20 protein-coding genes are annotated in these 18004 nt (G+C 34.4%); 9 read left to right on the top strand and 11 right to left on the bottom strand.

The features are described 5' to 3' along the window. Positions 1-350 (bottom strand): YccF domain-containing protein (locus tag JGH11_RS13720; RefSeq protein WP_201112730.1); only part of this gene is annotated, 350 nt, incomplete at its 3' end. A gap of 141 nt (positions 351-491) precedes the next feature. On the opposite strand from JGH11_RS13720, the gene JGH11_RS13715 reads away from it, so the two are divergent. After that, positions 492-884, top strand: coding sequence for a hypothetical protein (locus JGH11_RS13715; RefSeq protein WP_201112728.1), 393 nt, complete (start codon positions 492-494; stop codon positions 882-884). Between the two features lie 46 nt (positions 885-930). On the opposite strand, the gene JGH11_RS13710 is transcribed toward JGH11_RS13715, so the two are convergent. The 3 genes from JGH11_RS13710 to JGH11_RS13700 all read right to left on the bottom strand — a co-directional run bounded on the left by JGH11_RS13710 (position 931) and on the right by JGH11_RS13700 (position 3376). Continuing rightward, positions 931-1917: a hypothetical protein gene (locus tag JGH11_RS13710; RefSeq protein ID WP_201112726.1), complete on the bottom strand. Its 987-nt coding sequence runs from the start codon at positions 1915-1917 to the stop codon at positions 931-933. A 155-nt stretch (positions 1918-2072) separates the two neighbouring features. After that, the gene (locus JGH11_RS13705; protein WP_201112725.1) at positions 2073-2489 is read right to left on the bottom strand and encodes a hypothetical protein; all 417 of its coding nucleotides are present in this window, start codon (positions 2487-2489) and stop codon (positions 2073-2075) included. Between the two features lie 140 nt (positions 2490-2629). Continuing rightward, entirely contained in the window at positions 2630-3376 is a 747-nt protein-coding gene (locus tag JGH11_RS13700) for a hypothetical protein (protein ID WP_201112723.1), read from the bottom strand. Between the two features lie 300 nt (positions 3377-3676). On the opposite strand from JGH11_RS13700, the gene JGH11_RS13695 reads away from it, so the two are divergent. From JGH11_RS13695 to JGH11_RS13685, 3 genes are all read left to right on the top strand, one after another. Next, positions 3677-3952 carry a zinc ribbon domain-containing protein gene (locus tag JGH11_RS13695; protein WP_201112721.1) on the top strand — a complete coding sequence of 92 codons (276 nt, stop codon included), beginning with the start codon at positions 3677-3679 and terminating at the stop codon, positions 3950-3952. A gap of 8 nt (positions 3953-3960) precedes the next feature. After that, complete coding sequence (locus tag JGH11_RS13690) at positions 3961-4833, top strand: GyrI-like domain-containing protein (RefSeq protein WP_201112719.1); 873 nt, start codon at positions 3961-3963, stop codon at positions 4831-4833. Between the two features lie 192 nt (positions 4834-5025). Beyond that, positions 5026-5784: a GNAT family N-acetyltransferase gene (locus JGH11_RS13685; RefSeq protein ID WP_201112717.1), complete on the top strand. Its 759-nt coding sequence runs from the start codon at positions 5026-5028 to the stop codon at positions 5782-5784. A 13-nt stretch (positions 5785-5797) separates the two neighbouring features. Here the strand turns inward: JGH11_RS13685 and JGH11_RS13680 are convergent, their stop codons facing one another. Further along, the gene (locus JGH11_RS13680; protein WP_201112715.1) at positions 5798-6331 is read right to left on the bottom strand and encodes a GNAT family N-acetyltransferase; all 534 of its coding nucleotides are present in this window, start codon (positions 6329-6331) and stop codon (positions 5798-5800) included. Between the two features lie 169 nt (positions 6332-6500). Between JGH11_RS13680 and JGH11_RS13675 the strand changes: the two genes are divergently transcribed. Next, positions 6501-7079 carry a hypothetical protein gene (locus JGH11_RS13675; RefSeq protein WP_201112713.1) on the top strand — a complete coding sequence of 193 codons (579 nt, stop codon included), beginning with the start codon at positions 6501-6503 and terminating at the stop codon, positions 7077-7079. Positions 7080-7139: 60 nt separating this feature from the next. On the opposite strand, the gene JGH11_RS13670 is transcribed toward JGH11_RS13675, so the two are convergent. Then, entirely contained in the window at positions 7140-8090 is a 951-nt protein-coding gene (locus JGH11_RS13670; RefSeq protein WP_201112711.1) for an NAD(P)-dependent oxidoreductase, read from the bottom strand. Between the two features lie 131 nt (positions 8091-8221). Between JGH11_RS13670 and JGH11_RS13665 the strand changes: the two genes are divergently transcribed. Continuing rightward, a complete protein-coding gene (locus JGH11_RS13665; protein WP_201112710.1) occupies positions 8222-9136 on the top strand; it encodes a dimethylarginine dimethylaminohydrolase family protein in 915 nt (304 codons plus the stop codon). Positions 9137-9154: 18 nt separating this feature from the next. After that, positions 9155-9634: a hypothetical protein gene (locus JGH11_RS13660; protein WP_201112709.1), complete on the top strand. Its 480-nt coding sequence runs from the start codon at positions 9155-9157 to the stop codon at positions 9632-9634. A gap of 40 nt (positions 9635-9674) precedes the next feature. On the opposite strand, the gene JGH11_RS13655 is transcribed toward JGH11_RS13660, so the two are convergent. Then, positions 9675-12218: a prolyl oligopeptidase family serine peptidase gene (locus JGH11_RS13655; RefSeq protein ID WP_201112708.1), complete on the bottom strand. Its 2544-nt coding sequence runs from the start codon at positions 12216-12218 to the stop codon at positions 9675-9677. 259 nt (positions 12219-12477) lie between these two features. On the opposite strand from JGH11_RS13655, the gene JGH11_RS13650 reads away from it, so the two are divergent. Beyond that, the gene (locus JGH11_RS13650; RefSeq protein WP_201112707.1) at positions 12478-13407 is read left to right on the top strand and encodes a hypothetical protein; all 930 of its coding nucleotides are present in this window, start codon (positions 12478-12480) and stop codon (positions 13405-13407) included. A 156-nt stretch (positions 13408-13563) separates the two neighbouring features. Here JGH11_RS13650 and JGH11_RS13645 read toward each other — a convergent pair whose 3' ends face one another. Both JGH11_RS13645 and JGH11_RS13640 read right to left on the bottom strand, forming a co-directional pair. Next, positions 13564-13938 (bottom strand): hypothetical protein, encoded by a 375-nt coding sequence (locus JGH11_RS13645; protein ID WP_201112706.1) that lies wholly within the window; start codon positions 13936-13938, stop codon positions 13564-13566. A 137-nt stretch (positions 13939-14075) separates the two neighbouring features. Continuing rightward, positions 14076-15110, bottom strand: a complete 1035-nt coding sequence (locus JGH11_RS13640) for a glycerophosphodiester phosphodiesterase family protein (RefSeq protein ID WP_201112705.1) — start codon at positions 15108-15110, stop codon at positions 14076-14078. 193 nt (positions 15111-15303) lie between these two features. Between JGH11_RS13640 and era the strand changes: the two genes are divergently transcribed. Further along, positions 15304-16185, top strand: a complete 882-nt coding sequence (era, locus tag JGH11_RS13635; protein WP_201112703.1) for a GTPase Era — start codon at positions 15304-15306, stop codon at positions 16183-16185. A 25-nt stretch (positions 16186-16210) separates the two neighbouring features. Here era and JGH11_RS13630 read toward each other — a convergent pair whose 3' ends face one another. Together JGH11_RS13630 and JGH11_RS13625 are read right to left on the bottom strand one after the other, a co-directional pair. Beyond that, the gene (locus JGH11_RS13630) at positions 16211-16744 is read right to left on the bottom strand and encodes a hypothetical protein (protein ID WP_201112701.1); all 534 of its coding nucleotides are present in this window, start codon (positions 16742-16744) and stop codon (positions 16211-16213) included. Between the two features lie 29 nt (positions 16745-16773). Beyond that, positions 16774-17994 (bottom strand): 3-phosphoshikimate 1-carboxyvinyltransferase, encoded by a 1221-nt coding sequence (locus tag JGH11_RS13625; protein ID WP_201112699.1) that lies wholly within the window; start codon positions 17992-17994, stop codon positions 16774-16776. Between the last annotated feature and the right edge of the window lie 10 nt (positions 17995-18004).

Below are 18004 nucleotides of genomic sequence, written 5' to 3'. Positions count from 1 at the left end.
AATGGGAATAGAGCCAAATGAATCAATTTAAAATGTTGTTTACCAAATGGAATACCAATTATAGTTATACAAAAGACAATACCCCAGAACAAATGAGTGAGAGCAATCCAGAATCCACCGATAATAATCCAAATAATATTCATCACGAAACTCAAACATCCCCAAGATTGCTCGTCGGCTACAACTTTACTTCCAAAAGGCCAAAGCGCAAGTATACCTAGTTTGAACGATTGTATGCCAAAAGGAATGCCGACAACAGTTATCATCAATAGAAACCCTGCTATAAAATATTCTAAGGCAATCATAAAACCACCGAATAAAACCCAAATGATATTTCCTATTGTTTTCATTTTTCTACATATTTTGTATTCAAGACAAAAAACAAATATAATAGTAAAAATGTATATCAGATTTGTTTGAAGCTATTTTTTAGTTAACAAGTATGCTGAATCGAATATTATTCCTTATTTTGCATTAAATAAGACACCCAAATGGAAAGGAACAGGATTATAGCAACAGTCTCTATATTGATTTCTATTTTTACCTTTGTAAACTGCACCCCATACAATAGTGACAAAGTAAATACAGATCTCATACAAGGTAAGTGGCTGCTGATAGAAGCCGATAGAAGTGTTTATGATACGGTTGAAGTAGATTACACCAAGGATCTTACCTATCTGATTTTTGAAGAAGACAGATGCAGGCAATATATGTCAGACTGGAAAGATACTATGGAGTTTATATATACTATACACAACTATGAATTAACCTTATATAAGGACAGTATCCCTTTTCGGATGCTAGACATTAAAACACTCACTTCAGATTCCCTTGTACTTTCTTTTAAAGATGACAAATGGGAATATAAAAAATTAGAGCAATAGTGAAATGACTCAAAATTGCTCTATACCTATATTTATTGCTAATTCCTTAATCACTTACCCGACGCACAAATGACTCTGTTCGGATAACAACAGATATATCATCCTGAAAACGCTCTTCCTTCCAGTCTATAAACGACTCTACACCATATCTTTCTTTCCATTCTCTCGCCCACATGAAGAAGCTATTATCCGTTCCCTTTATGATCTTCCCAGAAGAATCTCTCTCAACATCGACAAAAGAGATTACATCATCTACAATAACAATAGGCAGATCTTTTTCACCCAATTCGTCCGTTCCCGGAATACGCTGTGTTAGATGACATCTCCGCTCTCCAGTTGGATCTGTATAAAAACGGTAAGTAAGTCCCTTTAGCGTATCCCCACCTAGAGTACTTTCTCTGTCTCTATACTGTCCTCCCTCGTAATAAGCAAAAGAATATATCTCCCATTTAGTTTTTGCTAAATAATCAAAATCAATTTTCACTTTAGCCGGATTCACATCGCTGTATTCGGGATTTATATCAATATTACGCTGGCATTTTGTATCAGTAATAATATATTTTACCTTATTATTATTTGTACCCCAATATGAGGCATCTGTTTTAAGAATCCCTTTTGCAGAATCGAAGACCCGTACTTTTTGCCACGTCAGAGTATCTTTACCGGGTTTAATTTCAAATTTAAATTTAAGAGTATCTTCATTAACCCAATAAATACCCTCGTCAATCAGATCATTCAGCACATTTACGCTTTTGAATCTATATGTGTTATCTTCTGACTTATAGAACTCCGTTTTAAAACCGTCATAATCAATCAGCCGCAATCCTTGATACGATACTTCAGAAGATGTACCCGGATTGGCTCTTATAGCTTTTGTATAATAATAAGTCTCCCAGATTCCGATAACTGCATCGGCAGACAATACCACCGGTGGATTGGGCGGTATTGGGGTTGGGGTAGGCTCATCGCCATTGTTAGCGCAACTGGCCAAACTTATTGCAATAATTAATAATATATATAAGGTTTGTTTCATTGTTTTGTAGAATAAGCTTTGTGCAATACCGTAAAGGGTGCAAAGATACACATTTTTGAAATAAGAGTATCAATGTATCTTTTTAATTATAAATTCATTAATATAAAATATGTTACTATCTAATAATAAGCAACCTAAAAGAGGCTCTATATTTCTTATCTTTTCAAGATCATCCGGTATTTTTTTTCATAATCGGTGACAGAGACCAACATACCCTCATCTGATATGGAAAGTACTTTAAAAGACAAAAGCTTAGGTTCTTTGCGTTTATCCATATCCTGCAAATAATCTGCATATATAATTGATATGATATCATTTTCTATTTTATACCGACCTGTAATATTGAAAAGAATCACCCCTTCCGAAGCCTCTCCTTTATGGAAAACACCAGTGTCACGAAAAATATATGTATCAGGATACTCTCCGGCTACTATTTCTTTATCTCCCTCTATTCGCTTTTGTTCTATCCAGCGCCCAACAATATCATCTCTATACAATGAAATGGACTCTTGAGACCTTAATAATTGAGAAAAGGCTAATAAGAAAAGCAGAATAAATAAATACTTTTTCATTTAAAATTGATTTTGTAGTTTGTGATTGGAGACAAAGATATAATTTTCTTATAATCTCTATAAAGATAAGGTGTATATCTTTTCAAATATACACCTAATCATACTGATTCACCTTAACCTTTTTATACCTAAGAACCAAATTACCTATTTTTTGTACCTCGCTCAGTATTTGATGCCATTCGGAAATCGCCTCTATTGTTTGACGAAGGGCGTGTAACTTTATTGTCTGCGCTGCTACGTCCTGCTGAAGAGCGTCCGTTTATACTCCCTTTCCTATCTGAACTTGTGCTTTTTCTATTGTTATATTCTTTACGATCTGAATCTTTTTTACGGTCGTTCTTATAATCTTTTCGATTGTTGTTATAGTCCTTGCGGTTATTATTCTCCAAGCGTCCGGAGCTATACTTACGATCATTCTTATTAAAATTATTATAACCCGAATGTCTGTTATCATCTGAGTACCAAGTCACTCTATTGTTACGGCTGTTGTGATAACGCTTATCATGACTATCGCGGATAACTATCTGGTTTTTATGTCCCCTGTAACGTGCATAGTCGCGGTAATGGTTACGATGATATCTCCAAGGCTCATTTACATTAAGCACTACTTTATAAAGTCCGTATAAATCGTAGTTACGGTAAGCATATGGCAAGTAACGAGCTGATATCCATCTACCCCTGTTCATATAATAGAACATACCGATATTCACATCGTAGTAACAATCTATATCCGGAAAATAATAATAGTTTACGTAATCATATCCTACAGGGCCCCATGCCGGTTGACGGCCAATATTTATATTTACACTTATATTTTGAGCTTCAGTTGTATTATAAAATGATGATACACCGATAAACAATGCTATTATTAATAAAAACTTTTTCATAACTTTAAATATTAAAGGTGAATACTAATTTTCATCTCTTTGTATCTTTGATATATTTTCAGTTGAAAGGATTAATCTTGTGTTTGCAATTTAACTTTAATTAATATCTTTGATCACAATAAAGCACAATAAAACATGCCTGAAAACAACATATTTACAGAATTAAAATCAAAACAGAACTTATATATTTTAACTATAACATTATCGTCGCAATATAAATATTAGCAAGAATGGATAACTTTAATATCTCCCAAATACCTTTTATTTGCAGAAACATATTAATCACTAAATATTAGAAAAATGGATCAAAAATTTTGTCAAAGTTGTGGTATGCCACTAAAAACAGATGAAGACTTCGGGTTAAATACTGACCAAAGTAGAAATGATGATTACTGCCACTTTTGCTTCGCAGACGGTAAGTTCACTCAGGATCTGACAATGGATCAAATGATAGAACATTGTGCGGGTTTTGTAGAAGAGTTTAATAAAGACTCTGAAGTAAAATACACAAAAGAAGAAGCCATAGTACAAATGAAAGCGTATTTTCCTAAGCTTAAACGTTGGGCTAATACATAAATTACAGAATGAAGAAAGCAACACAAAATGAATATGAGAAAGCTGTAAATAAGGCTATTGATTATATCAATAGCCATTTGTTCGAAACACCGGATATAAAACAATTGTCGTTGATTGCTAATATTTCCAAATATCATTTTCATCGTATTTTTAAATCCATTATAGGTGAGAATATAGGCGAGTACACAAACAGAATAAAGCTTGAATACATTGCAGAACATTTGCAAATGACGAGGTATAATCTGGACGAAATAGCAAGTAAAACAGGCTATGGGACAAAATATGCTTTATCAAAAGCTTTCAAAAAACATTTTGGAATATCTCCTTCCGCATTTCGTTCTCAAGAAAAAGATCCCTTCAATTTCTTTGCGAGGAATGAACGGGCAATAATTAATCTGGCACCTGATATAAGAGAAATAGAAGAAAAAAAAGTTATTTATATACGTATCATAAGTCAATATGGGGCTAATGAGCCCTATCGTACAGCATGGAAAAAACTGGGGAAGTTTGCTAAGGAGAATAATCTAATCAATCCTAAGACAGAGTTTCTCGGGCTTAGTTTCGATAATCCGACTATAACCCTGCCTAAAAACTGCCGTTTCTATGCTTGTTTTACAATCGAAGAAGAAGTAAAACCTAGTGGTCCTTTCGGCATACAGAGTATAAATGGCGGTTTGTATGCTATATTTACACTTAAGGGTTCGTACGACGGATTATTGAATATGTACTACAATATATACATGAAATGGCTACCCAAGAGTAATTACAAATTAAGGAAAGGTGGAGCTTTTGAAAAATATCTTAATAATCCGGATAAAGTAGCCGAAGATGAGATTATAACAGAAATATATCTCCCTATATCTCCAAAAATTAATGCATAAGCACTTTCATTTATCTATATCCAGAGAATAATATGAGTAGCCTGACTCTAAGAAATAACAACTTTGACAGGGACAAAAACATGTTACTTTTGTTACTTTTTAGTAAAATAAAGAATAGACAATTAATAGAACAAAGTGGACATATAGAAAACATACCATAAAGTGTCACCTTTGTCACCTTTTAGTTAAAATATGAATATAATTACCTTATCAAACGACAATCTCCAAGAAGAACATATATGCTGTTCTATCAGTAGCAAATCTACGGAAACCGGAGTAAAAGCAAAAAAAGAATGGCTTAAATGCAGAATGCAGGAAGGCCTGAAGTTTAAGAAGCTGGATACACGGGGCAAAGTTTTCATTGAGTATTTACCTGCAAAGAATGCATGGGCACCAATCGAGGCCGACGGTTATATATTTATCAATTGCTTTTGGGTCTCGGGATCTTTTAAAGGACAAGGATATGGAAGGCAATTATTAGCAGAATGCGAATCAGAGGCTAAAGACCAGGGTTATAAAGGTATAACATTAATCGTTGGGAATAAAAAAAAGCCGTTTCTATCCGATAAAGGTTTTATGCTGAAGCATGGTTATGAGGTGTGCGATACCTGTCCTCCGTTTTTTGAATTAATTGTAAAACGTTTCGATGAGAATGCTCCATTACCTCGGTTCAATGATTATGCAAGTCAAGGTATGGGAGAAGGTATAAAAGGTATCGATATATTTTTTACGGCGCAATGTCCTTTTACCGTTCCTTATACTAATTTGCTGAAACCGATAATATTGGAATCTGATTATCCGATACGATTACACCTGATAACCACAAAAGAGATGGCTCAAGGCCATATCTGCCCTATAACTACTTATAGTTTGTTTATTAATGGAAGATTTCAAACAAATGAAATAATAACCCCCGATAAACTGAGAAAACTTATTGATAAGCTTATTTAAGCAAAGGTTATGATTATATCTCTATAAATTCTTTTGCATATTTTACTATACCTTTTATTCCCGAAAGACTATTTTCAACAAGCTCTATAGCCATAAATGCATTAGCGGGAACATGGAAAGGTGCTTTTATTTGCCACTTGGAAGTAGGCTCGAAGCCAAATCGTGAATAATATTTCGCATGCCCTATAACTATGACAGACTTATAACCCAGGCTTCTTGCCCGATCAAGGCCATAATCGACCAAACGGCTACCTACTCCCTTGGATTGCATTTCGGGTAACACTGCCATCGGTGCAAGAGAAAGGCTTTCTGATTGTAAACCGTCATCATCAATACTGATTTTGGTAAATAAAATGTGGCCGACGACTGTTTTATCGACTATCGCAACTAAAGATAACTCGGGGATAAAAGCGTCACTAAGACGTAAACGATCTGTTAATCGGGCTTCAGCTTTTCGTTTGAATGCTTTTAAATTGACATCATACACCATCGGATAATCACAAGCTTGCTCTTGCCTTATTTCGATCTTTATATTATTGTAAATCATGGCATAAAAAGATTACAAGGTCTATAAAGGTAATAATTTATATTAAACCTCAGACAAGAAAAACTATTTTATTAATGCTGAAAATAGCAATTATCTACATAAAATATTAACTTTGCTACCCACATTAGAATAAAAACTTGGTACGCAAACTAAAAAAAATGAAACAATTATGAGAAAATTACTTTTTACATTATTAACAATAGGTACAGTATTTGCTTTCACAGCTTGTGGAGGTGATGATCCGGTAATAGAGCCTGATTATACATTGTATGACAAATCGGAAATAATCGGCACTCAAAATGGTAAAGTAGATATTAGTCTTTCTTTAGGAACTTATGCTCCAATCAACGATCAAAATGCCACAACTCAGTTCGTAGCTTCAACCACTAACAATGGAGAACTCAATCTTTTCATTTTCTCTCCAGAGGAAATTGGAGGTCCAATAGTTACTTCCAACTTTAAAAAATCTCCCGATGATTCACATTATACTTTTAGCTTCGCGACTTTAGATAAAGTTGAAAGAATAGAGATTCCTGCATACATTAAAAACTGGTATGCCAGTTCAAACCCGACTAAAATTATCATCAAGAACTTAACTTCTGAAGATGCTAAATATAACAAAGCTACAAATGTTATAACTTTTACTTTAAAGGGTAATCTAGAGATATATACAAAAAGTGCGGAAGGTGTTGAATCAAAAGTAGGAGACAACATTATTGTATATAAGTTTAAAGAAATGAAGAAATAATAAGATATTTTCATTTATATATCAAGAGTGTCTAATTATAATTAGGCACTCTTTTTGTTTTTAAAATAGCCCTATCCCCTCTTTATAAGTACTATATTTAAGTACAGGTAATAGATCTTTTCTCATGCGTCGGGTATCGCCATAATAAGAAGCCATACCTATTTTCACAAAATCGACAGTCAATGGACTTCGTGTTCCTATTATTGCAGAAAATAATTCAAAGACTCTAGCCGCGGTCATTATCATCCAAACAGGCATACGCCATGGCTTATGATGCCCTTTGTATATCGTGATATCATCAAGAAATTGCTGCAATGTTTGTATTCCGTCATCTCCCAAATGATAAATACCACGGATATCAGATTTTAATACAGCAGCGATAGTCGCATCAACAAAGTCAACTTTAGATATAAGATGGATATAGGTTGGTTTCTTCCATACACCAAGTAACCAATGACGAGCAAACCACTGGCCTGCATCAATCATCAATATACCTTCTCCGTAAACCATTCCTACTCGTAAAGATACTGCCTCAAAATTATATTTCTCACCATACGAAAATAAAAGTCTTTCTTCTTCCAAACGGGTCTTTGCATGCATAGATTCAGGATTTCCACTTAGGATTCCTTTTGCAGGACTATCAGGTGTACTCTCTCCTTCTACATGAGGAAAACTGATCAGAATAATACGCTTTAACCTCTGCTTAGCAGCGACTTCCAGTAGATTAGAAAAATATTGCGTATTGGTAACAGGCAAGAACTTTTCGGGATTGGCTTTAAATAATATGCCTGCAAAATGAATAACTACATCTACATTTTCAAGTGCATTACTCAATGTCGACGGATCCGCCAAATCTACTTTAAATATCGAGACATTATTTTTCGCCTTCAGATTTTCAGGTACATCTTTTTTGTGTATCAATAAATTTAGATTCACATCCATATTTACTAACCCTTGAGCTAATAAACCACCTAGATTTCCGGCAGCCCCTGTTATTGCAATCCTCTTCATTGTGTAATTTCAAATTTGTAATAAAATACTATGAACAAAGATAATTATTAAAACATAAAGCTACTGGCAGAGGCCCCATTTTCGTAAGAAACTTGAAAACAGTATATTTGCATACTAGAAAAAATAAGACTATGATTCTCAATATACAAAATGAGACTGCTTGTCTCAAGACTGTTGTACTGGGGCAACCCTACTCTTTAGGAAAGGCTCCGACATTAGACGAAACCTACGATGCGAAATCATATGAATCTGTACAGAAAGGCAATTATCCAACCGAGGAAAACATAGCATTAGAAATGTCTGCCTTCGAAAAGGTGCTTCTAAAGTATGATGTAGAAGTATTGAGGCCTCTTATATTACCCAACTGCAATCAGGTGTATGCCCGCGATGTAGCCTTTGTAATCAACGATATGATTATTACGTCGAACATTATTCCCGATAGAGCTGATGAACAAGAAGCCTATGCTCCCATATACAATAATATTGCATTCAACAAAATATATAATCTGCCCGAAAAAGCACACGTGGAAGGCGGAGATATTGTTTTATACAATGATACCATCTTTGTGGGCACATATATGGAGAATGATTACCCTGAATATAAAACAGCACGTACTAATGCTTATGCTATTTCTTTTTTGAAAGAATTATTTCCAGAAAAGGAGTTTATAGCATTGGAACTCGAAAAAAATGACACTAATCCTCGAAAAGGTATTTTACATCTCGATTGCACTTTTATGCCAGTAGGGGAAGGTAAAGCAATCATTTATAAAAATGGTTTCAGAAATGAAAAAGATTATAAATATTTAGTAGATTTCTTCGGGAAAAAGAATATTTTTGAAATCACACAAGAAGAGATGTATTATATGAACACGAATGTGTTTTCTATTTCACCCAAGGTAGTTGTTAGCGAAAAGCATTTTAAGCGTCTCAACTGCCATATGAGCGATGAGTGGGGATTAACGGTAGAGTCCATACCCTATTTCGAAGTATCAAAAATGGGAGGATTGCTTAGGTGTTCGACACTCCCTTTGGTCAGGCAATAGATAATAAAATAAGTATAGATGAAAATAATAAAACAGCTATACCTTACTTTCATTTTCATGCTCATTTTGCAAACAGTATCGGCTCAGATGATCGGTGCAGGAGTACAAATAGCTAAAAGTGAGAAGGTCCAATTTGCAGCTAATTTACATGCTCCGTATTATAAATTAACCGGAGATGTTAATTTCTTTCTCGTTGGTGGATTGGAGTATACAGGAGGCCGTACCAAACTTTCAGGGTTGAATATCAAGTCTATTTCACCAACCGTTGATTTTGCAAATATAATTTTTGGCGACAATGCAGACAAAGGGCTGTTCTGGATATCACTTGACGCAGGATATTTGCGTAATTTTTATAATCGTGATTATAATGGTATTGTAATAACCCCTAATGTAATGTGTGCCTATAGCCTTTTTTATGTAAAAACGGGATATGATATTAATATATCGAAAGGTAACAATCAATTCTTTGTACGATTGGGGCTTATTCTTACATTATAAAAAAGGCAAGAATCTTTTCATTCTTGCCTTCCTATATCTATTAAAGTTTACTATTCGGATATAATCCTTTCCACCAGCTATTATCGTCTTTCAGCCATTTGGAGAACCAAGCCATTATCGAATTATTCCATTCTACACGACGTTTGTAATTCACCACTCCGTGATTTTCATCTTTTACTTGTATAAATTCAGTTGGGCGGCCTAATATCTTCAAGGCTGTATACATCTGAATACTCTCGCCTATAGGCACATTTGTATCCACAGTCCCGTGTGTGAATAAAATAGGAGTATGCACTTTATCGGCACTGAACAACGGACTCTGTTTTATATACAAGTCCGGGTTATTCCATGGATAACTATGTGCGCTTGCGCCCGAACTATATGTATATCCCCAGTAACCTTCACCCCAATAACTACTAATGGAACTAATACCGGCATGAGATACAGCAGCCGCAAACATATCTGTCTGTGTTTGTAAATACATAGTCATAAATCCGCCATATGATGCACCTACACATCCAATCTTTTTATCATCGACAAAAGAATGTTCTTTTATAAATTGTTGGGTTCCTTCAATTATATCCTCTGCTGTACGTTTTCCCCAGGCATTAACATGTAATGCAGCAAACTTTTGTCCAAAACCGGTGGCACCACTAGGCTGAATCACATATACAATATAACCCTGTGAAGCAAATACATGCCCCGGATATGGGCCTTCGAATGTACGGGAAGTAGGCGTTGTCCCTCCATAATAATATACAATCATAGGGTATTTTTTAGATGTATCGAAATGAGGAGGAAGGTAAAAACTTCCTTTAATTTCTGTACCCACAGAATTAGTAAAATTCCAATCTTCTACTTTTCCCAGCGTTATTTGCGAAAGCCTTTCCTTATAAGGATCAGCCACCAATGTTGATTTCTGACTTTTTAAATCATAGATGTAAGCTCGTGTTGAATTAGATTGACTTACACCAAAATACACAGCTTGCAATGAATTATCAGATACATTGAAAGATCTTATAACATCCTCATTCAATGGAAGCTTAGTAAATGTCTTATTAGTTGTGTTATAAGAGTATATGTTTACATAATCCTGATCTGTAGTACGGAAATAGATTTGATTATCTTTTTTATTCCAGAAAACACCTTCTATGCTAGGATTAAAATCTTTTGCTATCGGATCTATTTCCCTTGATGCCAAATCCATAATAAATGCCAGTCCATTATAGCTATTAGCTATCTGCCCCTGTGCAATATTCAGTCCAATGCCATTAAAAGCCTCTCCTGCACCTGTAATTAATATTTTTTTTCCATCCGGAGAAAAAGAAGATCCATTCGCAAATCCTTCATTAGACCATAAAGTATCGACCTGCATTGTAGCCAAGTCAAGTTTAAACATAGAATATTTTCGAAATGGGCGTTCAGTTATAGTTTCATCCGTTATAGAGAATAAGATTTGTTTACCATCACTACTAATATCATTCAACCTTGTCGAATGGGCCCCGTAAGTCAGTTGTTGACTCAGACCTGATCTGATGTCGTATTTATGGATAAACGAGCGATTTGTGTAACCGGGTTGACGATCTTCCGGAGATTGTAATAGCTTTAAATCACCTTTGGCCTCTTCTCCTTTCTCTTGTCTTGTATAAAAGAACGACCTTTCATCAGGAGAGAAATATATAAACTCATCGGGAATATTTTTAGCCAAAATTGTTTCTACTAATGTAGCAGGATCAACTGTTACTAAATCTGTACCTTCTTCTGTTTTTGATATATAAAATAACTTATTACTTAGAGGCATCCAATTCAATTGTCTTTTCTTGCCATCAATATCTATTTGTATATTATTCCCTGTTTTTATATCATAGAGTTGAGTTGTAGACAAGCCTTTTTCTCCAAATGTATTACGGTATCCTATCAATAGATACTGACCATTAGGAGAGATACTTGTACTAGTCACCCGCTTACCCAATAACATATCTGTAAAATTCACGGTTCTCTTATCTGAGTCAACCACTGAAAATATTGTCTGAGAATCATTTTTCTCATTTTCTAAAACAACTTTCACTGCTGCCGAAGCCTTGTCATCTGATGATGCCAATAATTTGATTACTACACGGCTTGATAATGGATAAGGGTTGAATGTAGCTGTTATTTCTTTCTCAGTACGTAGATTATCTTCCTTTGTTGTTTTGGAAGCAACCAATTTACCATCTACATAGAGCTCAAGCAAATTAGGCGAAGTTACTTTAAGGTTTGCTTTAGCATACCTATCTCCATTTACATAAAAAGAAAATAGTTGGAAAGTAGAACCTTCCTTTGGTTTCTCTGCATAAAAATAGCCTGCTGTATCTGATTTCAAAGGTCTTACAAAATCCGACTGCTCAGGTATTGTCAATTTCATTTTTAAAAGATCTTTCACCGAATACTTTTCGCCTTTAAGATTAAGGGAATCTATAATCAGAGGATCTTTTACCGCTACCGGAGCAAGAGTATAAATCTCGGACAAAGTTTGTTTTTTTTGAGAAGAAAGACTTATCGTAATTGATAAGAATAAGAAAACTAAAAAAAATCGTGATCTCATGTTTTATATTATTTAGTATTTTTTCAGAGCGATAAAGATATATATAATTCAAGATATCAAAATCCTTTATTTCTCAAAACTATAATTTAACATGATGTTTTTATCTGATGCATATATATTTAGATATAATATATTATCTTTGAGGCCGTAAACAACATTTAAGCTAGAGTCTTTGACTTTTATTCCTATTATAGAAGAAATCTCAACAATAATACAATATTTAAGTACTGTCATCTATATAATTTAGTTTTAATAAAAAATGAAATCCTTAGGACACTACACAACGCTAATCTTACTGGCTATTTCGATTTTTTCGTGTTCCGATGAAGAAATTATAATGCTTTATCATCCTGCAAAAGAACCTCAACCCTATTGGCTATTGGAAAGAGTTGACTATCCAGAAAGCAAATTAGGTTCACTTAGTCGTGAAGATTTTACATTATCGTATGACGATAATGATGTTTTAAAAACAATAGATATACTTAATAGCGATTTTATCTCAATAGATTATACTGACGAGAGAATCTCTTTTTCAAAATTGAGACAAAATGGTAGTACAACTGTTTACGATAGTATGTTGGTACAGCTCAATGATAAAAAACAGGCTGAATATATTCTACACTTAAGTTATACAGAAAGAGTCTCCGATGCAGGTATCTCAAAGAATAAATCAATAGATGATTCTCTGGCTCTTTTTTATAATGCTGAAGGATACATGATTCAACTCGAAAGCTATGGAACAACAGGTAGGCCTTCATCACTACGACACACTGAAAAGTATACGATAGAAAACGGGAATATCATAGAAGTACTTTCTACAAGATATGGTAATACATATAAGCACGCCTATACATATGATAACAAAGGACATGCTATACCAGCCGGATACTCCTATGAAATGCTATACAATACTATGACATTTGCAGCAAATGGATGCTGGCTAATGAATAACCTACCTTTTTTATCTAAGTATTTAGGAAAAAAGAGTAAGAATAATATTGTCGGGGCAGTTATCACTCATATCGAGGAAACAGGGAAATCATCTATTTATGGAGATCTTAAATATGATTACACATACAATGATAATAATATGGTAAGTGCGGTCAAAATATCAGGGACTGTGAATGACAAAGCAGTACCGGATAATTATATCACAACCTTTTCATACTTGGAAAAGGAAAAAGAATAAAGAAAGTCCGGTTTGATCCGGACTTTCTTATTTATACTAGTTTATATTAACATACAAGAAATCCCGACTTGATTACAAGTGATGAGAAGATTTGAGAGTATTCATTACCTAACCAAGCCGGGAGGCTAAGGGGGCAGCCTTTTATCCTGAAGAACTTTAGTCCTCTCTTAGATCATTAAGAAGTTCACCTGTTTTCTTATCAATTCTTACTTCACACATATCTCCCTCTCCTATTGAAACAGTCCAAACTCCATCGTAAAGAGTCACAAAAAATCTATTATCAGCCACTAAAGCTCCTTTTTCATATTTAGTCATTAATACAGGTTTTGCTATCTGCACAGCCATTTGTAAAGTCGAAACAGCATCATCTTTTTCTCTAAACTCTGGTAAGCTGAGCCTGTGTTGATTTATCTCCTTATTTGAGGCTATTACCAATTTACTATAATCTAAAGGGTTACCTAAAAATTGGTATAATATACATGACCCGATCATCAGCATCAGACATACGGGATATAAACCTGATTTACCCATAACATTTAATTTTAGAGGTTATACTATATAGATAGAATTAGTAATAAAAATCCATAACTTCAATCCATATTTCTATAATAAATAAAAAAGCACTGAAAGTATTATTTTCCAGTGCTTTTTTTATTTATTATGTTTGATTATTTATTCGAACCATCAATTAATTTCAATAGCAATTCAGGCTCATCAGTTGTCACATAATCAATCCCTAGTTGCAGCATAGCCTTCATATCCTCCTCTTTATTTACGGTCCAAACATTAGTCAATAGCCCCATATCCTTTGCTTTACGGACTAGCTCCCCATCTTTCTGAAAATTACTAAGGTGGTAATCAATACCTGACATCTTAGCATCCTTTAAAACTTCTAATGTTTTATCTGACTCGAGATACAATACATTCGCTGTAGGATCTAATTCTCTTATCCGTTTAGCAGCATCGAAACTAAAGGTAATATAATCGACCCATGCCTGTGCCTTCATTCGATGAACAACCTGTACTGCAGAGTCCGCCACAGCCTCTGATCTTTCCTTTCCTTTTTGAGATGTTTTGACTTCCAGTACCAATCGAGTTTTATTCTGTTTTTTTACACATGAAATATATTCTTCTAAACTTGGTAAACGATTACCATCTTTCAGTTCTATTTGAAATAGTTCATTAGCCGGAGTATTTTCCACAGTCTTACCTCCTATAATAGGATCATGTGAAAGCACCACAACATTATCTGAAGACAGCCACACATCAAATTCGGATGCTTCACAACCGATTTCAATCGCTTTCTCTAACGATTTTAATGAGTTCTGACTTGCGTCATGATTCTTCCATGCGCCACGATGGGCAATTACTTTATTACGGATAAAGTCATCTTTTACCAGTTCAAATGTCTTATTACCCACATTTGTCGCAATTGTAAGTTCATAACGATATGGTGATGCATCAGTAAGCTTTTTATCCTTTTTTAGCTGTATCTGCCCTTGCTTATTTATCATAAAAAGGCCGGAGGTATCTTTTGCCAATACAAACTTCTCTCCATGAAGTGCCGGAATATGTCCGACCACAGCTCCTTTTTTATCCTTCGGAATAAGATAACTATTTAAAGCCAATAATTCCTTGCTTGACTGGGCTTCCATTGTTGCAAAATTTAATAACAAGAAAGATAACAAAAGTATATTCTTCATTTTTTACTTTGATTTTTTTAGGTTGCAGACCTATTTATTATTTGGGTATAAATATCACTTCCAGGTAATAGACTTAACAAAAATAATATTTTCACGGCTTAATATCAAACATTAAACAGAAGGTATAGTTAATCTTTCTAATTTGATAAAATCTTTTGTACTTTTGTCTTATCATAATTAGAATATATACAGCATGCACAAATCGGGATTTGTAAATATAGTAGGTAATCCAAATGTGGGGAAGTCAACATTGATGAATCTATTAGTAGGTCAAAAGGTATCTATTATAACATCAAAGGCGCAGACTACTCGTCATCGTATTTTGGGTATTGTAAATACTGAAGAATACCAGATTGTATATTCCGATACTCCGGGAGTCCTTCGTCCGAACTATAAATTACAAGAATCGATGCTAAACTTTTCTGTATCGGCCTTAAGTGATGCTGATGTGTTGCTGTACATGACCGACGTAATTGAGAAGACAGATAAAAATGAAGATTTCCTATATAAAGTACAAAATGTAGAAGCACCTGTACTACTGTTGATCAACAAAATAGATCAGACCAATCAGGCCGAACTGGAAACTTTGGTAAGACAATGGAGAGAGTTACTACCGAAGGCTGAGATATATCCGATTTCGGCACTTAACAAATTTAATATTGATACAATAAAACGAAGAATAATCGATTTAATACCCGAATCTCCTCCTTATTTCGAGAAAGATGCATTAACAGATCGACCAGCCCGTTTCTTTGTAACTGAAATAATCCGGGAGAAAATACTTCTTTATTATCAAAAAGAAATTCCGTATTCGGTGGAGGTTGTAGTTGAAGAATTTAAAGAAGAAAAAGATATAATAAATATACGGGCATTGATCGTCGCCGAACGTGATACTCAAAAAGGGATTATAATCGGACATCAGGGTGCTGCTCTGAAAAAGGTAGGAACCATGGCTCGAAAAGATATTGAACGATTTTTCGAAAAAAAGATATTCCTACAAATATTCGTCAAGGTTGAAAAAGATTGGCGAAGCAGGGATAACCTACTCCGCCAATTCGGATATCGTTTAGATTAAAAGAATTTTCTACTCAATTATTATATTATTTGATTTCATCTAGAATCAATCTATAAGCTTTAAGTACTTTTTCGGCACTTTTCCTACTCAACTCATATATTTGAGATCCATAAATTGTCTTAAATTGAATATTTTCGATGAGATTATCATTGGTCAATGCAGACAAGTCTCCCTCATACACTACATGCATTGTAGAACTGCTATATGTCTTATCCAATGATGAATAAACATTCACATTCGCCGTAAAATCATGTGTCGCTCTTAAAATAGTTATTGAACCATCACTCATCTTAAACAATAATTCAGAATCTTTATCTACATGATTTACTCCATCGTACCATCTAAAATGAATAAATACTTTTTCATCTTCAGATCTAAGCATAAAGGATATTGAGCGAAGATTTTCAGGTGTATAAACCGACTTAGCTCCAAACTCTGTCCATGATGTGTAAGTTAAAATTTTCCCTGTTATCGGATTAACTTCACTCTTTTCTATTCTCTGAGCGAGCATAGTTAAAGGCAATATAAAAACAGATAACAATAGAATTAAATTTCGCATCAGCAAAATTGCTTAAGGTGTTAATAAGTTTATTCTTCTATTATAAAACCTACGGATTTCAAATCATCCCAGAAACGTGGATACGATTTTGTCACAACTTTAGGTTCTGCAATATTGATATGATCAAGCTTAATAGCAGCAGGTGCAAATGCCATAGCCATACGATGGTCTTCATATGTTTTTATAACAGGATCGGGATCTGGCTCACATTTCTCACCATTCCATTCCAAAATACTATTTTCACTATCGTAAAGTAAATACCCTAATTTCTTAAGTTCATTCTTCAAAGCCTCTATCCTATCTGTTTCTTTTATTTTCAAAGTCTGAAGTCCTGTAAACATAAAAGGTATTCCCATCATACAACAGGTAACAGCAAAAGTTTGGGCTAAATCAGGTTCGTTTACAAAATTATGAAATAGCTTTTTAGTCTTTTTTCCGGTTTTTGTAAGAACAACACCATTTTCTGTATATTCAGTGGCTACACCCAAATCTAAGAATAATTCTGCGACCTTTGAATCACCCTGCATACTGTCACGAAACAGCCCTTTCAACTCAATATGAGAATCATCGTATAACGCTGCTATTTCGTACCAATATGAAGCTGCCGACCAGTCCGATTCAACCGTATAATGTGTTGCTTTATATTCTTCCGGATGTATTTTTATAGTTCTTCCATCCCAATGAGTTCTCACTCCATATTGAGCCATCATACCCAAAGTAAGCTTTATATAAGGGATTGAAATAATATCACCTTCAAGATGAATTGTTAATCCTTTGCTCATCGTTGGTGCAATCATCAATAGAGCCGATATAAATTGGGAACTAACATCGCCTGACAAAAATATTTCTCCTCCATTAAGAGAAGTCCCTTTTATCTTTAACGGAGGAAAGCCTACTTTTCCTAAATATTGAATACGTGCTCCTAAGGAGATTAATGCATCTACCAACAAATGTATTGGACGCTCCTTCATCCGTTCTGTTCCCGTTATCACCCATTCGCCAGGTGTAATGGCAAGAAAAGCCGTAAGAAAGCGCATAGATGTACCCGCAGCTTTCACATCAATAAGACTATTCCCCGACTTGAAAGCCTCTACCATAACATTAGTATCATCGCAATCAGACAGATTTGCTATATTAAAAGGGCTTAAACTCAGAGCATTTAAGATTAAAGCTCTATTACTTATACTTTTTGAGGCAGGGAGGTTTATTATATTGTTTATAGCTCCCGAGGCTTTTATTTTATACTGCATAGTATGATTA

Source organism: Dysgonomonas sp. Marseille-P4677 (genome assembly GCF_016652235.1).
Lineage (GTDB): Bacteria > Bacteroidota > Bacteroidia > Bacteroidales > Dysgonomonadaceae > Dysgonomonas.
Note: the sequence above shows the minus strand (reverse complement) of the source record. Positions and strands in the feature narration are given on the sequence as shown.